Here is a 24,682-nt window from a genome sequence, read left to right on the forward strand (position 1 = left end):
TCCAATTAGTCAAGAAAGAAGTAATCACCTCTTAGCAGCAAGACTTTGTTTTGTTCTCCTTTGAAGTTGTGCAGCAAGTTGTATCTTCTTTTTTGTGAACCTCGCTGTCTGCTTTTGTATAAAAGAATTCCCACTCATTTCCGTCCGGATCGGTTACCCAAAATTTATCTTGTACCGCATAGCAGCACGTTGTATTCATTTCATCACGGGCAAAGAATCCTTCTTTTTCTAACCGTTCCTTATGAGCTGTAATTTCTTCTGCTGTTTCTACTTGAAATCCGAAATGATTAACCTGATTTCCACTTACTTCATCCCGTACGTTGAGCGTAAAGTTAAGTCCAGGAGTTTCTAGTAAAAATTTCGCATAATCAGTTTTTACTTTAACTGGTGATACACTAAACACTTTCTCATAAAATTGAATAGATCCCTCTAGATTTGTAACATTGATTCCCACGTGAACATATTTCATATAAAACTCCTCCTTAGTTTGTTAAATCAAAAAAATATTGATTTATATTACAAAAAATTAACAGCAGCTTCCTTTACCAGCTTTTCTAAAAATACAGCACAATTCCTCCGATAACAAATTGTTTACTTCCGCATCATTTAAATCATAATAGCTCCATGTGCCTTTCGTTTCTTTAATGATTAAGCCAGCATCCAACAAAATCTTTAAGTGATAAGAAAGCTTTGATTGGGACATTTCAAATACCTCTGTTAAATCACATACACATGTTTTTCCTCGTTGGCAAAGTTCATACATGATCTCCAAACGCTTCTGATCAGCCATAGCTTTAAACTTTTTCTCGTATTCTTGAAACTGTTCTGTCATTACATTCATTTTCAATTTCCCTTTCATCAATTTTTTTTGATATTTAAAGTATATACAAAATAATCATGTATACGCAAACAATAAATCGATTTTTTTTGATTTATTGTACAAATGCAACGGCGTATAGTCAGGAGAAAGCGATTTACTACGTTGAGGTGAAGGTAAAAAGCTGGATTTCTCAGTATTTAAAATTGATAAATTGAGTTCTTTCTGTTCCTCTATTAAATAGCCCGATTACTGAACAAGATCTCCAAAAGTTAGATGAATACTCCATACACTCTTATTTCACATAACATCACAAGCAGGAAGCTCCCGAACAAATAATCCTCTTATCCGACAAGGGGTTTTCTTTCTGATTCTTATTCCTCTCTATACACGATTTTATACATCGTTGATTTAACAAGGTTTCTGGCCTTCCCACCAACCTAGTGGCTGCCTAAAAAAATGGGGTTTTATTCACTGTGTTCCTTAGTAGACTGCCTTTAAGATAGTTGTTTAAGCTTTTACAGTCCAAAGATAATGAACAGTAGACACAAACTGTGCAGGGGTAAAAGGAAAAGAAAATATACAAAGCATAAAAAAGACCCCCAAGGAAGGGACCTTGTAGATAAGAAATCGTTATATCGATAGTAGCAATAAAGGAAGTGTAAGCACTGTTTATTAGCTATTTTTGTTATTTCCTTATCTGTTGTTATCTCTTCTTCGTAATCCTAAAAGACCTACCAAACCAAGTAAACCTACCCAACCCCAATCGGTGTCGTTATCATCAGCATCGTTGACACCGTTAACGTCGTTGGGATCGTTATCATCGTTTTGAGCTACTTGAGTTACGTTGCCATTAGTGTGATTGGAGATGTCTGTGTAAGAGTTTTGAGCGTATCCAGTTGACATTCCAAAAAGCATGACAGTAATCAATATAGCACAAGAGGAATATGAAAGTTTTTTTAACACAGTTTTTCCTCCTTCCATAATTAATATAGTTAGTATTTGTAATTTCATGAAAAATATACAGGAGGATCTTATAAATAAAAAACACACTTAATGAACAGTACGTAGATATTGTTCATCTTCGACTGCATGGCCCTTTTCTGAACAAAAAAACCCTGCATATCAACACAAGATTTTTAATTAAACTTTATTTTAAACTTCGCATCTTTTTTATAATTGATCAGACATTCCTATAAATTATTAAATTTTACTCCGAAGCTACAAATTGAAAAAGTACACTTTTATATGCCCGTAAATTACTTGTAATAATATTCACTTATCGTATTGTTTCAGAGTCACACATATATGGAACAGTTGCTATAACAAGATATTATGCTGTTAAATAAAAAGAGGAGAAAAAGATGAACCTTTTTTCTCCTCTCTCAGATCTCACTATTTTACTTCCTCCTTCACCATTCTGCCAAACACTTTTGACGATCGGTGGTGAATGCGTCGTTTTTCATGCTATTTACAGTTCGGCAAGTCCTTTAAACAGTTCAACTGCCGTTTCAATAATATCATCCTGAAAGTCATACTCATACGTATGCACTTGCGGATATTCCTCGCCATTTCCAATATAGCACATGGCTCCTTTTGTCAGCTTCAAGTAGTGCCCATAATCTTCCGAGCCGCGAAAAGCTTCTTGCATTTCTATCACTGGCATCCCTTTTTGCTTGCAAACTTGACGTATTTTATCAGAGCTTTCTTTAGAATTCACCGTTTCAGGAAAAACATCATTATAAGAGAAGCTGACCTTTAAGCCGTATTGTTCTGCTTGAGCTTGAGCAGCCTCTTCTAAATTTTTTTGAAGCTTATCCAGCTCTTCTTCGTACAGTGCACGAATCGTCAAAAGCAAATTTCCTTTGCTTGCTGAGATCCCGAAGGCTTTTTCGCCAATGTCTACCTGGACTACTGTGCAAAGGACTAACCCTTTGTTGTTTTCAGGAGAAATGAATTCGGGAATGGCATCAATCACCTTTGCGATGGCAAAAGCCGGGTTCACTCCGTCTTCCGGCTGGCTCGCATGGGCAGGTGATCCTTCCATATGAATGGTCATTCCTTTAGAAGCACAATGAGCGGTCCCATCAATCACATTAACAGAATGGAGAGCCATGCCGCTCATGTTATGGTAGGCAAAAATCTCTTCAATCTGATGTTCCTTAATAAAAGAAGCACACTCTACCGCGCCATCTCCCGTTTCCTCGGCATGTTGGAAAAGGAAAAAGATATTTTTATCGGCGCCCTTCTGGTCAACTTCTAATGCAAATCCCGCTAGGCTCGCAGCATGGCCGTCATGTCCACATTTATGAGAGACGCCCGGGACTTGAGAAGCGTGTGGAACATCGAGCCTTTCCTCCATAGGAAGTGCATCGAAGTCTGCACGAAACGCTATATTTTTTTTCCCTTCTCCTGCGCGGTAAATCGCATAAAACCAAAGGCCCTTATCAACAACTTCTAATTTTGTGTGCGTTTTAATAAAATCGATTAAATGCTGCTTTGTCCAAACCTCATGATTAGAGAGTTCCGGATGCTGGTGTAATTCATGACGCAGTTGTTTTGCTAATTCTAAATTTCTTGTCTCCAATTTAAGTATCTCCTTTTAAGTAGTTATTGTTAGTTGTTAGCGTTATGGTTCAGCCAGCTGATTGCACTATGCACAACGACAGCTACACCCAGTGGAATGACTCCTTCATCCAAGATCAGATTTGGATTATGAAGCGGATAATTTTTATCTCCTAAGCCATTGGCACCTGCCCACATAAACATCGTCGGAACGAGATTGCTAATATAAGAAAAATCTTCTGTGCCGGCTAATGGCTCTTCATTTACTTCTAAATTGTCTGCTCCAACTACTTCTTGAACAAATGGTGCCACTTGATCACATAAATCTTCGTTATTATATAAAGAAGGGGTTGAGATCGTTTCAAGTTCATACGTTCCGCGCAGCATGTTCACTGTAGCATCAATAATTTCTTGAACTCTTTTGAACAAATGATCTCTTACTTTAGGATTGAAAGAACGTAAAGTGGCATCTAAATGGGCCATATCAGGAATGATATTGGCTACCGTGCCTCCGCCCATTTTTCCAATGACAAGAACCGCTCTTTCCTGCGGGTCTACTTCCTTCCCGACTAAAGCATTTAATTGACTATAGATTGAATTCACAATCATCAATGGATCAATCGCCTTTTGAGGTTCAGAGCTGTGACCGCCCTTCCCTTGCACTTTCAAGAAAAAGCCGTCTAATGAGGAAGCTGCAATTCCTGGTTTATAACCGAATTTTCCAACTTCCAATGACGGGTCAACATGCAGGGCAAGAGCCGCATCTACTTTCGGATTTTCCAATAAACCATGGGCGATCATGTCCTTTGCCCCTTGACCAATTTCCTCAGCCGGCTGGAACATGATTTTGACCGTTCCGTTAATCTCATTTTCTTTTTCCTTTAATAGCTTGGCCGCTCCAAACATGAACGTTGTATGGATATCATGGCCGCATGCATGCATATAGTTATTGGTTGATTTAAATGGCAAATCTGTATGTTCAGCCATTGGAAGTGCATCCATGTCTCCTCTTAATAAAATGGTTTTGCCGTTTCCATTTCCAATGGTTACAACCAAACCTGCTTTTCCGACTCTCTTCGGCTCAATCCCCATATTTTTCAATGTTTCTTCAACGTATGCTGCTGTATGAGGCAAATCAAAGCCGATTTCAGGGTTTTGATGAAGGTGTCTGCGGTGTTTAACTAGTTCTTCCTTTACTTCCTGTGCACGTAATAAAGTACTATTTGTTATAGCGTGAGTCACTTTAAATCCCCCTTATAACTTTTTGAATCCAGCCTAACAAATGAAATTCATTCAAAGCATTACAAAGCTTCTATACTTTTTGCTTCCTCTGCAGGATGAAACTGCGGTTTTGTTTTACTAGCGATAAAGAATAAAACAAACTGAACAATAGCAAGTCCGATTAATACATCTAGAAGCAATGTATACGAATGGTTAATATTGAAAATTGCTCCTGATACGACTGGAGTAATGGCCGCACCGAGTGAGATAAAGATGGAAACAACACCGTATTTGGCACCGTATTCTCTCTCTCCATAGAGAGCTCCTGTAAGATAGGCTGGTGTGACGGTAATAGCGGTAGAACCAATTCCCGAAAAAATAGTGTAGAGAACCGCTGGAACCACTACGTTCGCTTTCATTAAAAATAGGAAACTGACCAAACTTGATGCCGAAATAAGCAATAACGTCGTAATCAATCCGAGTTTATCAAATAATCTTCCTACCAATAATTTTCCGACAATAACCATTGCTGATCCTAATGATAGAAGCAAAGCAGCAGTTTTAGCCGTTGTGCCGATACTAGCTAAATATGGAGCAAGGTTAATCAGCATTGTATTCACAACAATACCGCCAATTAAAATCGCTGCACACAGAGCCCAAAATGACCCTGATTTAAATGTTTCTCCTTGACTCGTACCTGCTAATACTTTATTTTGCACAGCATCTAACGTTAGTGCTTCTCCTAATGGCGCTAACCCTTTATCAGCAGGGTGTAATTTAATAACAAAGACTGCTAATGGAATTAAGACCACGGCGATTAAAATTCCAATAATAAGGTAAGCTGTTCTCCAGTCATAAGCTGAAATAAGCCAGTTTACAACAGGGCTCATAATGACGCCCCCGAAACCGCTTCCGGCAAGAGCAATCCCTAAACATAAACCGCGTTTTTCATTAAACCAATTTGTAATCAGAACAGATCCTGGTATCATCGCACCTCCGGACATACCAGCACCCATAAGGATGGCAAATAAATAGAAATGAATCAGTTTTGTTGAGAAAGAAAATCCAATAAAAGCAAGAGCTGAAATTGAAATAAATAACGTTAAATACACTCTTACATCCATTTTTTTCATTAATTTTCCGGCAAACGGTCCAGTAACCATCGCAGCTAAGGCCATGATGGTGAAATATAACATGAATTGAGAGGCACTAAATCCGAGTTCCTTTGTGACGGGCAGGATAAATAATGAAACCAAGTTTGCAATTGGAGCATAAATAAATGTCATAATCAAGAAGGCAGCTGCCACAATCCACCATCCGTAAAAAATTCCGCCTTTTTTGTTCATATAAAACTATCCATCCTTTGCTATGTTTTTTTATCTTCATATGAATTGGTACTTTATAAAGCAAATTAAGTAATAAATGCTTAGTGTCTCCCAGTCATAAGCCAACCAAGCTATTCTCTTTAAACACTCCTCCCTCTACTAAAACAACTGGGTATTATTTTAAAAAACCAATTGAAAACGCTTCCCTTGGTTTTAATTTAAAATGCAATTTTTGTGCCAAAAATATATTTTCCTCTCGGATAATAGCTCATTTTCAAGAAAATTAGCAATAAACCTGTTAAATAAGGATTTTTTAAAATATTTTTTATTACTCACAAATGCGTGTGGAAAGGAGTATCTATTACAAATTCCAAATTATTCAAAAATAATGATAGTGAGTAAAATAATTTTTACTAAATAGGTAAAAATTATTTTACAATAAAAGAATATAGAGAAAGGCTTTTGGGTGGTTTGATTTATTTGACGAAAGTGAATTGTTAATGAAGCAAGAAATGGGTTCCAAGGAATATCCGCCCACAAGTCCTTTAGAATCCAACATGAGGGGTTCGGTTCATTTGGCTCTATTATTTGCCCTCTCCTTTTTCATGATAAATCCGCTCATTTCCTTAAAATTCCTGCTTCTAAAAAATCCGGAATAAAATGAATGTGAAACAGACAACCTACAAGTGAAGCTACCATCAGCGGGCAGATGATTCGCTAATGGTTAGTTATGACAAATGGTTATGAATGCGAGGAGGTAAACGAGATGAAGAAAAGAATAGCTGTAGAACAATCATTAACGAACGTTACTCAGGCTCTTCGAGAAAAAGGCTATGATGTAGTAGATTTAAAAACAGTTGAGGATTTAAAAACCTGTTCAGCTTGCGTTATCACAGGAATGGATTCTAACATCATGGGTATGCAGGATACATTCACGGAGGCGCCTGTCATTGAAGCAAACGGCCTATCTGCTGATGAAGTTTGCCGCGAGATAGAGCAAAGAGCACATTAAAACCTTCTTGAAAACCAAAATCGGGCCTAACGCAAATCAAAAGCCCGGTTCTGGTTTTTATTTATGTACTAACATTCATAGGAAAAAGAACCTTCTAAGCACGAGATCCCCTGCTAGGAATATATTATTAATTAAAAGCTAGATCCTTCAAGCAGGAGTGATGAATATGAATATACATATCGTTCGAAGGGGCGATAGTTTGTGGGCGATTGCACGGCAGTACCGAACGAGTGTCAATCAAATAATTTCTGCTAATCAGTTAGATCAACCGGACGTGCTTGTGGTTGGGCAAGCACTTGTTATCCCCTCCCCTATGATGACTCATACAGTTAGACAAGGAGAAACACTTGGAAATATTGCCTCAAGATACGGTGTTACCGTTCAAGCAATTGTTACTGAGAATCAGCTAATCGATGCCTCTAGAATTTATCCAGGCCAAATATTAAGAGTACCCATTACCCGCCACACAGTGCAAGCAGGCGAAACATTAGCAGAAATTGCTAGACGCTACGGAACAACCGTTCAAGCTCTTGTCCGTATAAATGGCATAACCAATCCTCAATATATAGCCATTGGACAAATTATCCGCATACCAGAAAGAATCAAACCCATTAAGGAAGTAAACGCCTTTATTACAAGAATGGATCAACGGGCAATCGAAGAAGTTCAAGAGTTAGGAAAATACCTCACGTATCTTTCTCCTTTCACCTATTCAGTTGGAACGGACGGGTCGCTTACCCAGCTGCGGGAAAGTTCTTTGCTGGAAGCCGCCAGAGAACAAAGGATTACACCTCTTCTTGTTCTTACTAATTTTTCTGAGGGAAACTTTAGCTCTGATACTGCCGCTGCTATACTCCGCAACCCGACATTGCAGGATCAAATAATTACTAACATACTTCGTGTCAGTAGAGAAAAAGGATATGCAGGGTTAAATATTGACTTTGAATATGTTTATCCCGAAGACAGAGAAAATTATAATGCGTTTTTACGACGGATCGTTGCCCGACTTCGTCCGCTTGGATTGTTAGTCTCTACTTCCCTAGCCCCCAAGGTTAGTGCAGAGCAAAAAGGCATTTTATATGAGGCTCATGACTATGAAGCACATGGTAAAATTGTTGATTTCGTTGTACTCATGACGTATGAATGGGGATGGTCTGGCGGTCGTCCTTTAGCCATCGCTCCCATTAATCAAGTAAGACGTGTTTTGGACTATGCCGTAACGGTGATCCCTCGTAATAAAATCATGATGGGGGCACCGCTTTACGGACGTGATTGGAATATACCATGGGTACAAGGAACAAGAGCGAGAACAGTTAGCCCGAAAAGAGCGATTCAATTAGCTGCTAAATACGGAGCGGCTATCCAATACCAAGAAACATATCAGGCACCATTTTTCCGCTATACAGATGAAAATGGCCAAGAGCACGAAGTATGGTTTGAAGATGCGCGAAGTGCTCAGGCAAAGTTTGATACAGTAAAACAATATGGCCTGCGCGGGATCAGCTATTGGGTACTAGGAAGTCCATTTCCAGAAAATTGGCCTGTTCAGGATTGGAATTTCACAGCTAGAAAAAGGATTTAAGCTTCATCTTCTAGTATCTAATAAACAAGCGCCAGCCTTCTATAATGCTTAAGGCTGGCGCTTATCTTCTTATGTGTTTCTAATTACATTAAACCAGTAATATTGCCTTCTGTATCAATATCCATATTCAATGCTGCCGGCTGTTTAGGGAGTCCTGGCATTGTCATAATATCCCCGGTCAAACAGACGAGGAATCCTGCCCCTAATTTTGGGATAATCTCTCTAACTGTAATGGTAAAACCTTCTGGCCGGCCTGTTAGTTTCGGTTCATCTGTAAAGGAGTATTGAGTTTTCGCCATACATACAGGCAATGCATCCCAGCCGTTCTGCTCAATATCTACTAATTGCTTGAGTGCTTTATCGGTAAGCTGTACCTCTTCCCCACCGTACACTTCTCTTACAATCGTTCTAATTTTATTGACTACTTTATCTTTGACATCGTACAGGGGAGCGAATTGATTCGGCTTGTTTAGCTGCTTTATCACAAGTTCAGCAAGTTCAAGCCCGCCTTGCCCGCCTTTTTCCCACACATCTGTTACAGCCGCTGCCACACCGTGCGTTTGACACCATTGAAGAATTTCCCTAATTTCTTCCGGCGTGTCAGAGATAAAACGATTTACCGCAATAACCGGTTCTATTCCGAAACGGCGAATTGTATCAATGTGTTTTTCTAAATTTGGCATTCCTGCTCGTACAGCGCTCTTATTTTCTTCTTTTAATTGCTGCTTTGGAACGCCTCCGTGCATTTTAAGTGCTCGTGCTGTTGCCACGATCACAACGGCATCTGGCGAAAAATGACCTTGCCGCGCTTTAATATGCATAAATTTTTCAGCACCCAAATCTGCTCCAAATCCGGCTTCTGTTACAACAATGTCAGCAAGCTGGCGTGCAGTATTGGTCGCCATAATAGAATTACAGCCGTGAGCAATATTAGCAAAAGGGCCGCCGTGAATAAGAGCTGGCGTGCCCTCGATCGTTTGGACAAGATTCGGCTTCAACGCCTCTTTGAGCAGAACCGTTAATGCCCCTTCTACTCCTAAATCCCGTACTGTCACCGGCTCTTTCCCGTATGTATAGCCGATGACAATTCGTCCTAGACGCTCTTTTAAGTCTGTTAAATTGGCTGACAAACAAAGGACCGCCATGATTTCAGAGGCAACCGTAATATCAAAACCATCTTCACGCGGTATGCCGTGAGCGGGCCCTCCTAACCCGATTGTAATGTTGCGTAACGCACGATCATTCAGATCAAGTACCCGTTTCCATATAATTCTTCGAGGGTCGATTTGCAGCTGGTTTCCTTGATGGAGATGATTGTCGATCAAGGCGCTAAGAGCATTGTTCGCTGCTGTGATGGCATGGAGATCCCCGTTAAAATGAAGATTAATTTCTTCCATCGGCAGCACTTGGGCATAACCGCCGCCGGTTGCCCCGCCTTTCATCCCCATTACGGGTCCGAGAGAAGGCTCACGCAATGCTACCATCGTCTTTTCTCCCCTTTGAGATAAAGCGTCAGCTAGTCCAACCGTTACCGTTGATTTGCCTTCTCCTGCTGGCGTCGGACTAATCGCCGTTACTAACACCACTTTTCCATCTGCTAGCTTTTTAGGCAGTGCAGATACATCGATCTTAGCTTTATACTTTCCGTATTGTTCAACTGCCTCTTCAGGGATGCCTGCAGTCTCGGCAATTTCTTTGATTGGGCGCATTTGAGCTTTCTTTGCTATTTCTAAATCTGTTAACGGGGTTTGAATATTTGTCACATTTTTCCCTGCTTTCTTTTTCATTTATTATAGTCTAAAAAAATAAAAAAAGAACAGAAGTTTACTTGGCGGAAGCTCGATATAAAAAGGCAGCTGCTTGGGCACGGGTCACTTGCTGATTAGGGCCAAATGTCCCATTTGAATTACCGAGGGCAATCCCGTTTGCCGCGAGAGCATCAATCGATTTAGCAGCCCAATGATCTTTTCTTATATCACTAAATGGCTTTGTCGGCTGTCCCTTTAAGTGAAAGGCTGTTGCCACTATACTTGCCATTTGGGCTCTAGTCAGAAGTTCATTCGGGCGGAATGTACCATCTTTGTAGCCTGTCATAATTCCTTTTTCATGTAAAAAACAAATATAAGGAAGAAATTCATTTTGTGCAGTTACGTCTTGGAACACAGTTTGATTAGTTTCTTTATTTTTAGTAAACTCCAATATCTGGGCGAGTATTTTAGCTGCTTGACCTCTAGTGATCGGTTGATTAGGACGGAATGTACCATCTGCATAACCGCTGATGTACCCTTTGTTAACCATAAAGTTAATTTCTTTATATGCCCAAAAATCAGCCTTTACATCCGAGAAGGATAAAGAAGGCTGTCCATCTTTCACCCAATTGGCGATATCATGAATGAACTCTTCAGGTACATTAGCCGGGATATTGTATTCCGAGAAATTTGGTTCTCCTTTGTAGTTGACGAGCAAATGAATCAAATCAGGATATGTTTTATAAGAAACATTATCTCGCTTTGCTAGGGCATTCTGCCAGTTCGTTAATTCCGAAGGTGGCACTTGCAGGTCCTTCTGGCCTTGCATAATAAAAAGGGGAACGTTTTGGCGGGCCGCTAATTCTGTTGGGACATAATCTCGAAGTTCAAACCACCAATACGGATCGCCTAATTGGAACTCTTTTGGAAGATGATCTTTTGAATAAGCCGGGTTGTTAATTAAAGCAATTTGCTGTTCCCAAAAGGCAAGGTTTGCTTTGAGTGCTTCAAGTTCTTGAGGAGATACTTGTTGTTTTTCCGCTCTTTTTAATGCTTCACGCTGCTGCCAAAGCATCAAATCCTGAAATTTGCGGCTTGGTCCTGCAACGATAATTCCTCCTTTGATTTGATGATGAAGATCAGCTTCTAAAATCCGCGGCAGAGCGTATCCTCCCTGGCTGTGACCAAGTACGTAAATTTGCTTGCTAATCTCTGGAAGACCATGTAACAGCTGAACCGCCCGCACGGCATCGTCTACAGTTTCCTCTTGGATGCTCAGCTTCGGTCTCATACCTATTTTAATGTGGTGTTCTCTCGTCACTTTTTCATAGCGTAAGACAGCAATCTCTTTGTTGGCTAATCCTACTGCTAAATCACGAAAAGCTTTCGTTGAATTAAGTGATTCATCTTGATCATTCGTCCCTGAACCATGAACGAGGACGACCGCCGGGAACGGACCCTTGCCAGTTGGAACTGTCAGTGTGCCAGGGAGTGTAAATTCTCCTTTCCCAATCGTGACAGCACGTTCCTTATAGTTTTCCGCTTTTTCATAAGCTGGCTTTTGATACTGACTTGGAGGCGTATAAAAAAAAGGAATATAAAAATCATCAATATTCCCTGCTTTGTCAAAATGAATAGTTACATCCATTGGAAATACGGAACCCTGGTAGGTCATAGCAACGCTCGTATGTACACTGTTGACGGTTGTTTTTATCGTTAGCTGTTTTCCTAACTTTCCAAAGGGAGCTATTTTGGCCTTCCAAATAGCAGGAAGCTGTTCTTGTGAAACATACTTTTTAAAATTGTCATTAAGTAAGGAGTAAGCTTCTTCCCACTTCTCTTCTATCACAGCAGACATAAATAAATGCGCTTTCTCTTCAACCGCTGCTTCAATATTTTTCTTTGCTATTTCCTGTGCCTGAACTTGAATGTTAACGGGCACCGGCATAAAAACTCCGGCTGTGCCAATAGTTGCAGCTAGCAAAATTGGAGCCACACGTTTCCCCCTTCTTTTCTCCTTCATCTTATTTCCTCCATTCTCCTAATACAGTAAATTAATTTCAATTTAATAGTAATATAGAATGATCTAGCTGACAATTAATTAACGTAACGGAAAAACAGAGTTTATGTCAAAATACTAGCTTAAATTAAAAGAAGTGCCTATAATGGCACTCCTTTGCGGTTGTTGACAAACGCTTTCCTGTCTACAATTTAAAAAGAGTGCCTATGCAGGCACTCTTTTTTTACACTTTTGCTACATATCCCAAACCATAGTTAGCAATGTTCCAAATATAGTAACAAGAGCAATAATTAATCCGTAATAAATGTTTGTATAGATGGCTCCTTTATCCTTCGTTTCACCAGCATGCATAAATACAACGAGCTGAAGGCCTGCTTGTACGAATGCTGTGATAAGAAGAATCGTCATTCCGGTAGTAAATGACATGTCTAAGAAATAAACCAAGAGAGCCACTGCAGTCAATACCAATGAAAACACAAAGCCCATTACTTGTTTTGCCGGGAATAATTCTCTCATGTTACATCATTCCTTTCATGTAGATGAAGCTGAAGATGAAGATCCAGACTACATCTAGGAAGTGCCAGTAAAGAGAGAAGATGAAAGATTTATTAGCTGTTTCTGGTGTCAACCCGCGCTTTCTAACTTGCAGGATGATAAATAATCCCCAGAAGAAACCGACTGTAACGTGCGCTCCATGTGTTCCCAATGTTGTTAATAGCATAGAGGTAAATGCACTAGTTTGTATAGCTGCCCCTTCATGTACATAAACGACAAAATCGTAAATTTCGACTCCTAAGAATCCTAGACCTAAAATTAACGTTACCGCGAAAAATGTTAACATCGCTTTTTTATTGCCAAGACGCATTGCGTGAATGCCAAGGCCGATAGTAAAACTACTTGCTAAAAGCAAGAATGTCTCAATCAATACTGGAGTGATTTCAAAAATCTCTGCTCCAGTAGGGCCGTTGCCTGTGCGATTTGCCAATGTAAAGTAACCCGCGAAAAGCGTGGCAAATAGCATGATTTCGGCACCTAGGAAAATCCAAAAGCCTAAAATTTTTAACCGATTTTCTTCTGTACTATATTCCAGAGGAAGCGAGTGATCTATTTTCATTGATTAAGCACCTCGCAATTTTTCTTCAGTTTCTTCAATTTCTTTAACTGAAATGTGATGTCCGTGATCTTTTTCAAATGAACGGTGAGTCATGCAAGCAAAAATACCGATTGTTGCAAGGATTAACGGAATCCATAGAGAGAATACAAATGAGAATCCCCATACAAAGAAGATCGAGCTCATGATAAATGGCACTCCGCTATTATTTGGCATATGAATTTCTTTGTATTCGCCTTTGAATAACTCATGTCCGTTTTTCTTAGCATCCCATAATGGTTCCTCTGAACTCACTTGCGGCTCAACCGCAAAGTTATAGGATGGAACTGGAGTATGAGTTGCCCATTCAAGTGTACGTGCATCCCAAGGATCGGCGCTGATGTCTCTTGAAGCGTAACGTGTACTGTAGTAAACGTTATAAACGAGTAACACAAAGCCTGCTGCAAGTCCTAGTGCTCCAACGAAGGAGATCATATTTAACGGCCCAAAGCCAGTTGCTTCTGAATAAGTGTACATACGGCGCGCTTGTCCATCTAAGCCAGTAAAGAACATTGGCATAAACGCAACAAGAGTACTAATAGCAATAATCCATGCTGTCAATTTTCCGATTCGCTCGTTCAGCATGAAACCGAACATTTTTGGCCAATAGAAAGTGAGACCTGCAAGCATCGCAAAGACAACACCTGGAATGATAACCATATGGAAGTGAGCCACTAAGAACATTGTATTATGGTACTGGTAGTCCGCGGCTGACATTCCAAGCATTACCCCTGTCACCCCGCCGATTGTGAAAAGCGGAATGAAAAGCATTGAGTAAAGCATCGGCGTCGTAATAACGATTTTCCCTTTCCAAAGTGTAAGCAGCCAGTTAAAGATTTTCACACCAGTTGGAACGGCAATCGCCATCGTTGTAATCGAGAAAATACTGTTGGCTAGTGCTCCCTGACCCATTGTAAAGAAATGGTGAACCCAAACTAAGAATGAGAGAAGGGAGATAATAACCATTGACCAAACCATTGATTTGTAGCCGTATAGATTACGGCGGGCAAAGGTTGAGATAACCTGACTGTAAATACCGAAAGCTGGCAGAATCAAGATGTATACTTCAGGATGTCCCCATACCCAGAAGAAGTTCGCCCAAAGCATGTCCATACCGCCGTTTTCAGTTGTAAAGAATTGTGTTCCAAATAGACGGTCCATTGTTCCCATTGCAAGCAACACGGTTAACACAGGGAAAGCAAAGACAATAATCGCATTCGTAATAAGAGAAGACCATGTGAACATTGGCATTTTCATTAATGTCATGCCAGGTGCTCTCATTTTAAGAATAGTCGTCATAAAGTTAATCCCTGTCATCAATGTCCCGATACCAGCAATCTGGATCGCGATCATATAATAGTTCGTTCCGACAGACTCACTAAATTCATTGCCTGCCAGCGGGAAATAAGAAGTCCAGCCTGCATCAGGAGAACCCCCGACAACGAAAGAGATGTTAAATAACATCGCACCCATAAAGAATAACCAGAAGCTTATGGCGTTCAAGCGTGGAAACGCTACGTCACGAGCACCAATTTGTAATGGTACGACAAAGTTCATAAAACCGATAATGAATGGCATCGCCATAAAGAGGATCATCACGACCCCGTGTGTTGTGAATATTTCGTTATAGTGCTGGGCATCCAGCAGCTTACTTTCAGGAGCAGCAAGCTGAGCGCGCATCATGATTGCATCAACGCCGCCGCGGAATAACATTAACAAAGCAGAAAGCAGATACATAATACCGATCCGTTTATGGTCTACCGTTGTTAACCATTCACGCCATAAATATCCCCATTTTTTGAAATACGTTAAGCCGGCAACGATCGCAACGCTTGTAAGAACAATGGCAACCATTGAGGCATAAATCGCAGGACTTGCATGCGGTATGGCAAATCGATCAAAGAAATCCATACTTTTGTGACTCCTTTCAGGAATAAATTGCTTATCGTATAAGGCTTGTTTAATTGATTGAATGATTACTAATCTTAATGTTGCATGCTTTCATGTTCAGAATGCATATCATCCATGCTGTCATGCTCTGAATGTTCATTGGACTTCCCAGACTCATCAGATGATCCATGGTGATGACCTTCTGGAGCTGGTGAAAAATCTAAGTGAGTTCCAGTGTAAGTAGACTTCCCAAGGTGTCCTGGCTCTAGTAAATCATTAAATTTCTCTTCAGTAAGAGGCTTAGCCGTTTTCTTAACTTCTTTTACCCAATCGTCAAATTCATCTTGAGGCATTGCTGTAACATCAAATGTATTTTCAGCAAACCCTTTGCCGCTGAAGTTTGCATTTCGGCCCATATATTCCCCTGGTTCGTCAGCCGCTAAGTGCAGCGTGGTCACCATATCACTCATGGCATACTTTTGTCCTCCAAGCTGCGGAATCCAGAAGCTAGTGATTGGTCCGTAAGAATAAAGTTTAAATTCAAGCGGCCGGTCTGTAGGTATATACAGATAGTTAACTGTCTCGATCCCTTCCTCCGGATAACTGAAGTGCCACTTCCAGTTAGAGGATGAAGCATAAACCACTAACGGTTCTTTGTCTCCGTATCCTTCAGGACGCGCCTCCACTTTATAGTTACTTTGAACAGATACAAAGGAAAGGTAAGCAACAATTAAAATTGGAATCCCCACACAAATCGCTTCAACAATCGCATTTCCTTCGATATGTGGTGGTTCATAATCCTTCGGTTGTTTGGAAGCACGATATTTGGTTAGCATAAACGCTAATAGCGCGAAAACAGCAATGACAATAAAGGACATAATTCCAATGGATAACATAATGTCTTTGGCTTGTGTCGCAGCTTGAGGTCCTTTAGGGTCGAGGACCAATAATCGATTATCGCAACCGGCAAGCACAGTAGCAATAACAAAAAGTACAGATAAAACAGGCCATTTGAATTTCATAACGTAACCCCTTTCTCCAAGTTTCAAAGAACCGTAGAACTACAAATTGTGAACATATTGTTAACTATTTCACAAAAGTTATTAGTGAGTTCAACATACGTTTCTCTATTTCTTATATCAATTTTTATCTTAGTACCATTGATACAAAAATACAATTAATATTGCGCAATGTCACAAACTGTTCATTGTTATCATGGAACAAAAGGGAATTTAAGGTTATTTTGTAATAGGTTGTGAAAAAGAGTAGAATATTGGTAGCAAAGTAAAGGATAAGAGGATAAAAATATTTTGAAATAACAACCAACAAAAGTGAATGCCTTACTATTAAAGAGAATACATAGAGAATCCTTTTTATATTGTATTTCATTAAAGTTTTTTGGCAAAGAAGAGGAGACTAAAAGATACCCAATCAGTAAAGCAGTCACAAATTTTTCAAACTTTTCTATCGTGCTCTCTGGATGCTCGTTTTCAAAGCTAGCAAGACTATCTACTTTCCCCTTGCAAGTGTGAAATGTAGCTTGACAGGTTGGAGCAAGGACCACTTCCTTGCTCTTTAAACTTTCCGTTTTCTAATATCAATGGTAAGTGTTAACGAAATCATTGCTGCGATTTTGACAAATTCTTCAATAAAAAACGGCACGCCAGTTGGCGTACCGCTTTTTTGCGCAAGAGAGACGAATGGTTTGTACAGCCTGTACTTAATCTTCGACAAACACCTCATTTGTATGATGTGATTATTGAAAATCCCGTTTCTGGGTTAGTACGATCTGTTCCCAAAGCCATCACCCCATTGGAGTTTTCGTTCCTTGCCTTATTATAATAGCCGTTATTTGCAGAAATATACCTTAAAATATTTATATTTGTTCAATCGGTTTCCTATCCATTTATTCACTTTATAGAAACGTTCTATTGAGACAAACTAAAAACAGCACAGCGAGCCCTGTGCAATACGCACTTCGGAGGGATGATCATGGGAAAAAGTAACAAGTCGAAACGTTTTGTTCAACAAGGCAAAGATTCTGTTGCGCAGCACGCTGAGCGTTTCCCGTACCGGATGACTTACTCTGAAGCAGAAGAAAAGCGCTTCTCGACCGAGAACACAGCAGATAATCCTGATGTGACACTTGGAGGCGTATGATGGGAAGAAATCCTTCAAAAACAAAAATGCAGCAATCCGGACAGCCCAAGCCGCTTAGTGGGTCTCACAAGGTAAAAAACAAGAATCACTCTAGGCAAAATCAAAATAGCGGACATGACATGTAATCGTTCGTTGTTTTGATTTTAAGCAATGAAAATGCCTCCATGCCGCTATTATCTTGATAGCACAGTATGGAGGCATTTTTTCTTCTATTTATTTGAACCAGCCTTTTTCTCTAGACTGAGAAATGGCTTCAATTCGATTTTTCACATGAAGCTTATCAAAGATTGTGGAAATGTAATTTCTGACTGTCCCGTTTTTGATTTGAAGCTCATCCGCAATTTCTTTTGTGTTTTTCCCTTCAGCTACGAGTGCGAGCACTTCTTTTTCCCGCTCTGTTAAAGGATTTTCCTCCCCATAAAAATCATCCATTAATTCAGGTGCGTAAATCCTCCTTCCAGCCATAATGCTGCGAATAGAATCAGCCAATTCTTCACTGGGGCTGTCTTTTAGCAAATAGCCACTTACTTTCGCTTTTAAGGCCCGCTGAAAATAACCGGTACGGGCAAAGGTTGTCAATATGATGACTTTGCAGCCGAGCCCTTTTAATTCTTCAGCTGCCTCCAATCCGCTTTTTCCCGGCATTTCAATGTCCATAACGCATATATCGGGCTTCAATTGTTGAACGAGAGCAATCGCTTCTTCGCCATTTGATGCCTTGCCCACTACTTCAATATCCTCCTCAAGGCTAAGAAGAGAGCCCAATGCCCCAAGAAGCATCCTCTGGTCCTCTGCAATGACAATTCGAATCATGTTCATCTCTCCTTCTCCCTTTGCTTTACATCATTTGGTACGGTAATCATGAGTGTGGTGCCATGATCTGAATGAATATCTAAATAGCCATTAACAAATTCCAGTCGCTCTTTCATCCCTAAAAGACCATTTCCCGTTTCAAATGCCTGATCAACTGCAAGCCCCTCTCCGTTGTCTTTTACAGTGATGCGGATATCTTTTTCGGTTTGCTCCATTTTCACTTCACATTTGGTTGCATGACTATGTTTCACTACATTTGTGACGGCTTCCTTTAAACTCATACTTAAGATATTCTCCAAAAATAAGGAAACATTTGCCAACTTCGGGTCTTCCTCACCGACAAACTCAATTTGCGCCGCCTGCAGGATTTGCTTTACAAGGACAATTTCATCCTTCAAGCGAATGCCGCGCATAGAAGAAACCATCTTTCTCACTTCGTTTAAGGCCGTTCGGGCTGTTTGCTGTACATCCTTCAATTCATTTCTCGCCTGCTCCGGATCTTTCGTAATCAGCCTTCCTGCTAAATCACTCTTCAACCCGATTAAAGATAGTCGCTGTCCTAATGTGTCATGAAGGTCGCGCGCAATTCTTTGGCGCTCTTCCATTTTGACAAGCTCAGAAATACGGTCATTTGCATCTTTTAACTGCTCCTCTAACTGTTCTTGTTTTTTTCGATTATAAATATTAAATGGCAGCAAGATGACGCTGATCCAAACGATGATAATAAAGGGCAGCTGCTTAATAAACAGCTGACTTTGAAGAACAAGATGGTAGTTAAAAGAAACAATCGTACCAATTAAGTGAATGATGTAAAGGGTAATAAATGCAATGCGATTTTTAATGTTGCCGTTGTAATAAGCGATATAAAAAGCAAAATAAACAAACTGGAACAAGATCGTCATCGTAATGGATATACCGATCAGAATACAAGTCCATAAGTAGACTGGCCACTTTTTAGACAAAAAGGCCAAGCGGTAAGAAATGAAAAACAAAATGGTAAGCGTAATGCCGATGACGATCCCAATCGTAGAAGAATACTGGAAAATAAAATAAAAAGGCAATAAACTAAGTACGCTCCATATATAAGGAGAAATGCCGGAACCTTTTTGAAAGGTCTTGTACCTTCTTTGCATAATCAAAACCCCATTTTTATGGTAAAAGTAAATCTGTCTTTTTTAGTATAAAGGAATTCAAATAGCTAGTGAATCCTTCCCCTGTTGAAAAACCATGCTTTCACCCAATCTGATTTTTTCAGACAATGAGTAAAAACATGGTTTTCTTCCTCTTCTTTAGTTAAATTTGTAAGGCTCTTTTTTCTTTACTGCGAGCAGCTAATTCCTTTGCTGTCCGAAACGTAACAAACCTTTCACTTTGCTCATCCCATAAACGGAATTTAAGGGAGCTTAAGCTGGTTGCTAATGTGATCGTCGGTACATTTTGCAAAGGAGGCGTATGATTATGGGCTGCTTCTAACTGATAATTAGGCACGCGCGGGCTTAAATGGTGAACATGGTGAAAGCCGATATTTCCAGTCAACCATTGCAAAGGCTTCGGCAGCTTGTAAAAAGAGCTGCCTTCCACAGCTGCTTTCACGTAATTCCAGTTTTCATCCTCTTTGAAATAGGAGTCTTCAAATGTATGCTGTACATAAAAGAGCCAAACGCCGGCTGAACCTGCAATGAGAAAAATTGGTCCTTCTACTAACAGAAAAGCTTCCCAGCCGACTGCCCAAATGAGCAGTGAAACAATCGCTACAATTGCGATATTTGTGAAATACGTATTCAACCGTTCGTTCCAACGGGCTTCTTTGCGATTAAAACGGTTTTCAATTAAGAAAACATATGTTGGCCCTAAGATAAACATGACAAACGGATTGCGATACAGCCGATAACCTAATCGCTGCCAGAAAGACGCTTCCATATATTCATCCACCGTCATAACCCAAATATCTCCTGTGCCGCGTTTATCCAGATTACCGCTTGTCGCATGGTGAACGGAATGATTATGCTGCCATTGGTTATACGGGAAGAACGTTAAAATCCCTGTAATCGTTCCAACAATTTTATTGGCTTTTCTGCTTTTAAAGAAAGAATAGTGACAACAATCATGGAAAATAATAAAGACCCTTGTCATGAATCCCGCACCGACTACGGCTAAAGCGAGTGTCAGTAAATACGAAACAGACAAGCTTTGATAGGCAAGATACCAGACGAGACAAAAAGGAACAATTGTATTGAGCATTTGTCTGATGCTGGCTGCCGTATTTGCTTTTTCATAAGGAGCTACTTGTTTGCGCAGCCATTTTGAATTTTCTTTGTTCATTTAGTCTTTCCCTTTCCTCTTCATACATTTTATTAACTCTATTATAAGAAAGAATGAGAAAGTTCGGCAGTAGCACGCGTCATATGCGATATATGACAAGTGTCATGCTTTAAATTATCGTGTCAATAAAAAACCAAATAATCATGATGAATTGAATAAGGAATTTAGCAATTGTACCGCTCAGGAAACCAACAAATGTAGCGAATCCAACCATCATGGCTTTTTTAGCATCTTTTTGGATAAGAAGCTCTGTTACGAAAACAGCCGCAAACGGAACGAGCAAAATGCCGAATGGCGGAAAAACAAATGAGCCCACAATGACGGCAAGACCCGCTATTCTTTCCCCCCATTTGGATCCTCCATACCTTTTAACAAAATAACTATTCGCCAAAATATCGGCTGTGATAATTAAAACGGTAAACATCCCCATTGCCAGCCAAAAAATGACGGATAGTTCCTCGTGATTAATGCCAAAATGATAAAGTAAAAATCCACCCCATAGCAATAAGATGGAAGGGATAATAGGGAAAATCAAACCGGCAAAGCTAGCAATAAATAAAACAACAATGCCGACCCAGGCAACAGCCTCCATCATACTCACCTCTCCTTTCCTTCATGAATATACTGGGGAAGTTCCTTGTAAATCGCTATAATTTCGTCAATCTTCATCCTGACGAGGCCGCTAGAAGAAGGGGCGACGAAGTCAAGCACTCCCGGTACGATTGACTCAGCCTGCATCCCCCAAGGAACCTTTTTCCTTCCGCTGTATTGCTGGTACACTCCTTTGCCGACAAAACAGACAATCCGTGGTTTATAAAGGGAAATTTTCTTTTTTAATCTCTCTCTTCCTTCATCGTATTCTTCTTTCGTTATTTCTTCGGCATTTCGTGTTGGCCGTGCTACGATATTTGTCAGGCCATATCCTATATTTAATAAAGAAGCATCTTCTTCGGAAGAGTATTTCCTTTCCGTTAACCCAGCTCTATGTAGAATCGTCCAAAAGCGATTATGAGGATTGGCAAAATGGTGGCCAGTTTCACCGGAACGAAGGCTTGGATTAAATCCAACAAATAAAATGTCAAGGTCCTCTCGCAAATGATCTCTTATCGGTTCCAACTTCTCACTCCCTTTGTATCAAAATGTTTGATGTTTACCGAATGGTTTATTTACCCGTTTAGTATACGTAAAAGAAAGAAAATGGTTTCAAATAAGAAAAACCGGACGCTTTTACGCCCGGCTCTTCTCTATCCACGCAGCAACGGCATTGTGCAGCACCGGAATGATCCTCCCGACTTAATAATTTCGGTGATGTCTACTTCAATGACAGTGTACCCTCTCTTAGTAAGCTGCTCATTCACTTCTTTATTGATCGGTAAGCTGAATACTTTTTTGCCGCCAATGGAAAGCACATTTGTCCCAAGGGAAAACTGTTCCTCTTCTGACACTTCAATAAGACGGAACCTCTCCCCTAATAATTTTCTTTCCCGATCGTTAAGCGCTTTTGGAAAGATTAACGCTTCATTTGGGGATAGAATGTTAAACACACAATCTAAATGTAAATATTTTTCATTGAAAGGGATTGGAATAATTTCATAATCAGGCAGTTGCGTTTGGAGCTCCTTAACGGCTTTTTCATCCGTTCGGCTGCTGATGCCTATATAAATGGTGTGGCCATTAACGATCACATCGCCGCCTTCAATCGTTCCTTCTGTTGATTGGCAATAAGAAATGTGTTCCTGATCGAGCCAATTTTTTAGTATTTCCTCTTNAGACAATGAGTAAAAACATGGTTTTCTTCCTCTTCTTTAGTTAAATTTGTAAGGCTCTTTTTTCTTTACTGCGAGCAGCTAATTCCTTTGCTGTCCGAAACGTAACAAACCTTTCACTTTGCTCATCCCATAAACGGAATTTAAGGGAGCTTAAGCTGGTTGCTAATGTGATCGTCGGTACATTTTGCAAAGGAGGCGTATGATTATGGGCTGCTTCTAACTGATAATTAGGCACGCGCGGGCTTAAATGGTGAACATGGTGAAAGCCGATATTTCCAGTCAACCATTGCAAAGGCTTCGGCAGCTTGTAAAAAGAGCTGCCTTCCACAGCTGCTTTCACGTAATTCCAGTTTTCATCCTCTTTGAAATAGGAGTCTTCAAATGTATGCTGTACATAAAAGAGCCAAACGCCGGCTGAACCTGCAATGAGAAAAATTGGTCCTTCTACTAACAGAAAAGCTTCCCAGCCGACTGCCCAAATGAGCAGTGAAACAATCGCTACAATTGCGATATTTGTGAAATACGTATTCAACCGTTCGTTCCAACGGGCTTCTTTGCGATTAAAACGGTTTTCAATTAAGAAAACATATGTTGGCCCTAAGATAAACATGACAAACGGATTGCGATACAGCCGATAACCTAATCGCTGCCAGAAAGACGCTTCCATATATTCATCCACCGTCATAACCCAAATATCTCCTGTGCCGCGTTTATCCAGATTACCGCTTGTCGCATGGTGAACGGAATGATTATGCTGCCATTGGTTATACGGGAAGAACGTTAAAATCCCTGTAATCGTTCCAACAATTTTATTGGCTTTTCTGCTTTTAAAGAAAGAATAGTGACAACAATCATGGAAAATAATAAAGACCCTTGTCATGAATCCCGCACCGACTACGGCTAAAGCGAGTGTCAGTAAATACGAAACAGACAAGCTTTGATAGGCAAGATACCAGACGAGACAAAAAGGAACAATTGTATTGAGCATTTGTCTGATGCTGGCTGCCGTATTTGCTTTTTCATAAGGAGCTACTTGTTTGCGCAGCCATTTTGAATTTTCTTTGTTCATTTAGTCTTTCCCTTTCCTCTTCATACATTTTATTAACTCTATTATAAGAAAGAATGAGAAAGTTCGGCAGTAGCACGCGTCATATGCGATATATGACAAGTGTCATGCTTTAAATTATCGTGTCAATAAAAAACCAAATAATCATGATGAATTGAATAAGGAATTTAGCAATTGTACCGCTCAGGAAACCAACAAATGTAGCGAATCCAACCATCATGGCTTTTTTAGCATCTTTTTGGATAAGAAGCTCTGTTACGAAAACAGCCGCAAACGGAACGAGCAAAATGCCGAATGGCGGAAAAACAAATGAGCCCACAATGACGGCAAGACCCGCTATTCTTTCCCCCCATTTGGATCCTCCATACCTTTTAACAAAATAACTATTCGCCAAAATATCGGCTGTGATAATTAAAACGGTAAACATCCCCATTGCCAGCCAAAAAATGACGGATAGTTCCTCGTGATTAATGCCAAAATGATAAAGTAAAAATCCACCCCATAGCAATAAGATGGAAGGGATAATAGGGAAAATCAAACCGGCAAAGCTAGCAATAAATAAAACAACAATGCCGACCCAGGCAACAGCCTCCATCATACTCACCTCTCCTTTCCTTCATGAATATACTGGGGAAGTTCCTTGTAAATCGCTATAATTTCGTCAATCTTCATCCTGACGAGGCCGCTAGAAGAAGGGGCGACGAAGTCAAGCACTCCCGGTACGATTGACTCAGCCTGCATCCCCCAAGGAACCTTTTTCCTTCCGCTGTATTGCTGGTACACTCCTTTGCCGACAAAACAGACAATCCGTGGTTTATAAAGGGAAATTTTCTTTTTTAATCTCTCTCTTCCTTCATCGTATTCTTCTTTCGTTATTTCTTCGGCATTTCGTGTTGGCCGTGCTACGATATTTGTCAGGCCATATCCTATATTTAATAAAGAAGCATCTTCTTCGGAAGAGTATTTCCTTTCCGTTAACCCAGCTCTATGTAGAATCGTCCAAAAGCGATTATGAGGATTGGCAAAATGGTGGCCAGTTTCACCGGAACGAAGGCTTGGATTAAATCCAACAAATAAAATGTCAAGGTCCTCTCGCAAATGATCTCTTATCGGTTCCAACTTCTCACTCCCTTTGTATCAAAATGTTTGATGTTTACCGAATGGTTTATTTACCCGTTTAGTATACGTAAAAGAAAGAAAATGGTTTCAAATAAGAAAAACC

General features: G+C 40.2%; 25 protein-coding genes and 1 pseudogene. 4 read left to right on the forward strand and 22 right to left on the reverse strand.

Annotated features, from left to right (window positions below; all coding sequences use genetic code 11):
- Positions 1-31: 31 nt before the first annotated feature.
- The 6 genes from A8F95_RS13460 to A8F95_RS13485 all read right to left on the reverse strand — a co-directional run bounded on the left by A8F95_RS13460 (position 32) and on the right by A8F95_RS13485 (position 5,949).
- On the reverse strand, positions 32-469 hold the full coding sequence (locus tag A8F95_RS13460; RefSeq protein ID WP_065410976.1) for an ArsI/CadI family heavy metal resistance metalloenzyme: 438 nt from the start codon (positions 467-469) through the stop codon (positions 32-34).
- A gap of 57 nt (positions 470-526) precedes the next feature.
- Complete coding sequence (arsR, locus tag A8F95_RS13465; RefSeq protein WP_065411339.1) at positions 527-832, reverse strand: arsenical resistance operon transcriptional regulator ArsR; 306 nt, start codon at positions 830-832, stop codon at positions 527-529.
- A gap of 681 nt (positions 833-1,513) precedes the next feature.
- Positions 1,514-1,783, reverse strand: a complete 270-nt coding sequence (locus A8F95_RS13470; RefSeq protein ID WP_065410977.1) for a WGxxGxxG family protein — start codon at positions 1,781-1,783, stop codon at positions 1,514-1,516.
- Between the two features lie 505 nt (positions 1,784-2,288).
- On the reverse strand, positions 2,289-3,404 hold the full coding sequence (locus A8F95_RS13475; RefSeq protein ID WP_065410978.1) for an amidohydrolase: 1,116 nt from the start codon (positions 3,402-3,404) through the stop codon (positions 2,289-2,291).
- Positions 3,405-3,433: 29 nt separating this feature from the next.
- Positions 3,434-4,624: a M20 metallopeptidase family protein gene (locus A8F95_RS13480; RefSeq protein ID WP_077247369.1), complete on the reverse strand. Its 1,191-nt coding sequence runs from the start codon at positions 4,622-4,624 to the stop codon at positions 3,434-3,436.
- Between the two features lie 59 nt (positions 4,625-4,683).
- Positions 4,684-5,949, reverse strand: coding sequence for an MFS transporter (locus A8F95_RS13485; RefSeq protein ID WP_065410979.1), 1,266 nt, complete (start codon positions 5,947-5,949; stop codon positions 4,684-4,686).
- 745 nt (positions 5,950-6,694) lie between these two features.
- Here A8F95_RS13485 and A8F95_RS13490 point away from each other — a divergent pair.
- Together A8F95_RS13490 and A8F95_RS13495 are read left to right on the forward strand one after the other, a co-directional pair.
- Complete coding sequence (locus A8F95_RS13490; RefSeq protein WP_065410980.1) at positions 6,695-6,940, forward strand: YkuS family protein; 246 nt, start codon at positions 6,695-6,697, stop codon at positions 6,938-6,940.
- A 166-nt stretch (positions 6,941-7,106) separates the two neighbouring features.
- Positions 7,107-8,522 carry a glycoside hydrolase family 18 protein gene (locus A8F95_RS13495; RefSeq protein ID WP_065410981.1) on the forward strand — a complete coding sequence of 472 codons (1,416 nt, stop codon included), beginning with the start codon at positions 7,107-7,109 and terminating at the stop codon, positions 8,520-8,522.
- Positions 8,523-8,605: 83 nt separating this feature from the next.
- Here A8F95_RS13495 and A8F95_RS13500 read toward each other — a convergent pair whose 3' ends face one another.
- The 7 genes from A8F95_RS13500 to A8F95_RS22525 form a co-directional block, all read right to left on the reverse strand.
- Positions 8,606-10,231, reverse strand: coding sequence for a formate--tetrahydrofolate ligase (locus A8F95_RS13500; RefSeq protein WP_245671379.1), 1,626 nt, complete (start codon positions 10,229-10,231; stop codon positions 8,606-8,608).
- A 115-nt stretch (positions 10,232-10,346) separates the two neighbouring features.
- Positions 10,347-12,266 carry an S-layer homology domain-containing protein gene (locus A8F95_RS13505; protein WP_176713696.1) on the reverse strand — a complete coding sequence of 640 codons (1,920 nt, stop codon included), beginning with the start codon at positions 12,264-12,266 and terminating at the stop codon, positions 10,347-10,349.
- A gap of 258 nt (positions 12,267-12,524) precedes the next feature.
- A complete protein-coding gene (qoxD, locus tag A8F95_RS13510) occupies positions 12,525-12,806 on the reverse strand; it encodes a cytochrome aa3 quinol oxidase subunit IV (RefSeq protein ID WP_065410984.1) in 282 nt (93 codons plus the stop codon).
- A gap of 1 nt (position 12,807) precedes the next feature.
- Positions 12,808-13,404 (reverse strand): cytochrome aa3 quinol oxidase subunit III, encoded by a 597-nt coding sequence (gene qoxC / locus A8F95_RS13515; RefSeq protein WP_049662229.1) that lies wholly within the window; start codon positions 13,402-13,404, stop codon positions 12,808-12,810.
- A 3-nt stretch (positions 13,405-13,407) separates the two neighbouring features.
- Positions 13,408-15,351, reverse strand: coding sequence for a cytochrome aa3 quinol oxidase subunit I (qoxB, locus tag A8F95_RS13520; RefSeq protein WP_065410985.1), 1,944 nt, complete (start codon positions 15,349-15,351; stop codon positions 13,408-13,410).
- A 74-nt stretch (positions 15,352-15,425) separates the two neighbouring features.
- Entirely contained in the window at positions 15,426-16,352 is a 927-nt protein-coding gene (gene qoxA / locus A8F95_RS13525) for a cytochrome aa3 quinol oxidase subunit II (protein WP_065410986.1), read from the reverse strand.
- Between the two features lie 553 nt (positions 16,353-16,905).
- Positions 16,906-17,064 carry a hypothetical protein gene (locus A8F95_RS22525; RefSeq protein ID WP_176713697.1) on the reverse strand — a complete coding sequence of 53 codons (159 nt, stop codon included), beginning with the start codon at positions 17,062-17,064 and terminating at the stop codon, positions 16,906-16,908.
- A 258-nt stretch (positions 17,065-17,322) separates the two neighbouring features.
- On the opposite strand from A8F95_RS22525, the gene A8F95_RS22530 reads away from it, so the two are divergent.
- Together A8F95_RS22530 and A8F95_RS13535 are read left to right on the forward strand one after the other, a co-directional pair.
- The gene (locus tag A8F95_RS22530; protein ID WP_176713698.1) at positions 17,323-17,490 is read left to right on the forward strand and encodes a hypothetical protein; all 168 of its coding nucleotides are present in this window, start codon (positions 17,323-17,325) and stop codon (positions 17,488-17,490) included.
- Positions 17,490-17,615 carry a small acid-soluble spore protein P gene (locus A8F95_RS13535; protein WP_049662233.1) on the forward strand — a complete coding sequence of 42 codons (126 nt, stop codon included), beginning with the start codon at positions 17,490-17,492 and terminating at the stop codon, positions 17,613-17,615. The genes A8F95_RS22530 and A8F95_RS13535 overlap by 1 nt, the downstream gene beginning before the upstream one ends.
- An 88-nt stretch (positions 17,616-17,703) precedes the next feature.
- Here A8F95_RS13535 and A8F95_RS13540 read toward each other — a convergent pair whose 3' ends face one another.
- The 9 genes and pseudogenes from A8F95_RS13540 to A8F95_RS13580 form a co-directional block, all read right to left on the reverse strand.
- Positions 17,704-18,303 carry a response regulator transcription factor gene (locus A8F95_RS13540; protein WP_065410988.1) on the reverse strand — a complete coding sequence of 200 codons (600 nt, stop codon included), beginning with the start codon at positions 18,301-18,303 and terminating at the stop codon, positions 17,704-17,706.
- A 2-nt stretch (positions 18,304-18,305) separates the two neighbouring features.
- Positions 18,306-19,436 carry a sensor histidine kinase gene (locus tag A8F95_RS13545; protein ID WP_065410989.1) on the reverse strand — a complete coding sequence of 377 codons (1,131 nt, stop codon included), beginning with the start codon at positions 19,434-19,436 and terminating at the stop codon, positions 18,306-18,308.
- 160 nt (positions 19,437-19,596) lie between these two features.
- Positions 19,597-20,625, reverse strand: a complete 1,029-nt coding sequence (desA, locus tag A8F95_RS13550; RefSeq protein WP_065410990.1) for a Delta(5) desaturase DesA — start codon at positions 20,623-20,625, stop codon at positions 19,597-19,599.
- A gap of 109 nt (positions 20,626-20,734) precedes the next feature.
- The gene (locus tag A8F95_RS13555) at positions 20,735-21,220 is read right to left on the reverse strand and encodes a DUF456 domain-containing protein (RefSeq protein WP_342669958.1); all 486 of its coding nucleotides are present in this window, start codon (positions 21,218-21,220) and stop codon (positions 20,735-20,737) included.
- 2 nt (positions 21,221-21,222) lie between these two features.
- Positions 21,223-21,741 carry a mismatch-specific DNA-glycosylase gene (locus tag A8F95_RS13560; protein WP_065410991.1) on the reverse strand — a complete coding sequence of 173 codons (519 nt, stop codon included), beginning with the start codon at positions 21,739-21,741 and terminating at the stop codon, positions 21,223-21,225.
- 128 nt (positions 21,742-21,869) lie between these two features.
- Positions 21,870-22,391: pseudogene (locus tag A8F95_RS13565) on the reverse strand (dimethylarginine dimethylaminohydrolase family protein); the annotation flags it as partial.
- A 43-nt stretch (positions 22,392-22,434) separates the two neighbouring features.
- Entirely contained in the window at positions 22,435-23,463 is a 1,029-nt protein-coding gene (gene desA / locus A8F95_RS13570) for a Delta(5) desaturase DesA (RefSeq protein ID WP_065410990.1), read from the reverse strand.
- Between the two features lie 109 nt (positions 23,464-23,572).
- Positions 23,573-24,058, reverse strand: a complete 486-nt coding sequence (locus A8F95_RS13575; RefSeq protein WP_342669958.1) for a DUF456 domain-containing protein — start codon at positions 24,056-24,058, stop codon at positions 23,573-23,575.
- A gap of 2 nt (positions 24,059-24,060) precedes the next feature.
- Positions 24,061-24,579, reverse strand: coding sequence for a mismatch-specific DNA-glycosylase (locus A8F95_RS13580; protein WP_065410991.1), 519 nt, complete (start codon positions 24,577-24,579; stop codon positions 24,061-24,063).
- Between the last annotated feature and the right edge of the window lie 103 nt (positions 24,580-24,682).

Source organism: Pseudobacillus wudalianchiensis (assembly GCF_001685015.1).
In the GTDB taxonomy this organism is placed as follows: domain Bacteria; phylum Bacillota; class Bacilli; order Bacillales; family Domibacillaceae; genus Pseudobacillus; species Pseudobacillus wudalianchiensis.

Bases quoted from the DNA above. Each gene is read 5' to 3' on its own strand.
- A8F95_RS13490 (WP_065410980.1), top strand. From the start codon at position 6,695: ATGAAGAAAAGAATAGCTGTAGAACAATCATTAACGAACGTTACTCAG.
- A8F95_RS13460 (WP_065410976.1), bottom strand. From the start codon at position 469: ATGAAATATGTTCACGTGGGAATCAATGTTACAAATCTAGAGGGATCT.
- A8F95_RS13485 (WP_065410979.1), bottom strand. From the start codon at position 5,949: ATGAACAAAAAAGGCGGAATTTTTTACGGATGGTGGATTGTGGCAGCT.
- A8F95_RS13555 (WP_342669958.1), bottom strand. From the start codon at position 21,220: ATGATGGAGGCTGTTGCCTGGGTCGGCATTGTTGTTTTATTTATTGCT.
- desA (WP_065410990.1), bottom strand. From the start codon at position 23,463: ATGAACAAAGAAAATTCAAAATGGCTGCGCAAACAAGTAGCTCCTTAT.
- A8F95_RS13575 (WP_342669958.1), bottom strand. From the start codon at position 24,058: ATGATGGAGGCTGTTGCCTGGGTCGGCATTGTTGTTTTATTTATTGCT.
- qoxC (WP_049662229.1), bottom strand. From the start codon at position 13,404: ATGAAAATAGATCACTCGCTTCCTCTGGAATATAGTACAGAAGAAAAT.
- A8F95_RS13500 (WP_245671379.1), bottom strand. From the start codon at position 10,231: ATGCGCCCAATCAAAGAAATTGCCGAGACTGCAGGCATCCCTGAAGAG.
- qoxA (WP_065410986.1), bottom strand. From the start codon at position 16,352: ATGAAATTCAAATGGCCTGTTTTATCTGTACTTTTTGTTATTGCTACT.
- A8F95_RS13545 (WP_065410989.1), bottom strand. From the start codon at position 19,436: ATGCAAAGAAGGTACAAGACCTTTCAAAAAGGTTCCGGCATTTCTCCT.
- arsR (WP_065411339.1), bottom strand. From the start codon at position 832: ATGACAGAACAGTTTCAAGAATACGAGAAAAAGTTTAAAGCTATGGCT.
- A8F95_RS13535 (WP_049662233.1), top strand. From the start codon at position 17,490: ATGGGAAGAAATCCTTCAAAAACAAAAATGCAGCAATCCGGACAGCCC.
- desA (WP_065410990.1), bottom strand. From the start codon at position 20,625: ATGAACAAAGAAAATTCAAAATGGCTGCGCAAACAAGTAGCTCCTTAT.
- A8F95_RS22530 (WP_176713698.1), top strand. From the start codon at position 17,323: ATGGGAAAAAGTAACAAGTCGAAACGTTTTGTTCAACAAGGCAAAGAT.
- qoxD (WP_065410984.1), bottom strand. From the start codon at position 12,806: ATGAGAGAATTATTCCCGGCAAAACAAGTAATGGGCTTTGTGTTTTCA.
- qoxB (WP_065410985.1), bottom strand. From the start codon at position 15,351: ATGGATTTCTTTGATCGATTTGCCATACCGCATGCAAGTCCTGCGATT.
- A8F95_RS13540 (WP_065410988.1), bottom strand. From the start codon at position 18,303: ATGATTCGAATTGTCATTGCAGAGGACCAGAGGATGCTTCTTGGGGCA.
- A8F95_RS13495 (WP_065410981.1), top strand. From the start codon at position 7,107: ATGAATATACATATCGTTCGAAGGGGCGATAGTTTGTGGGCGATTGCA.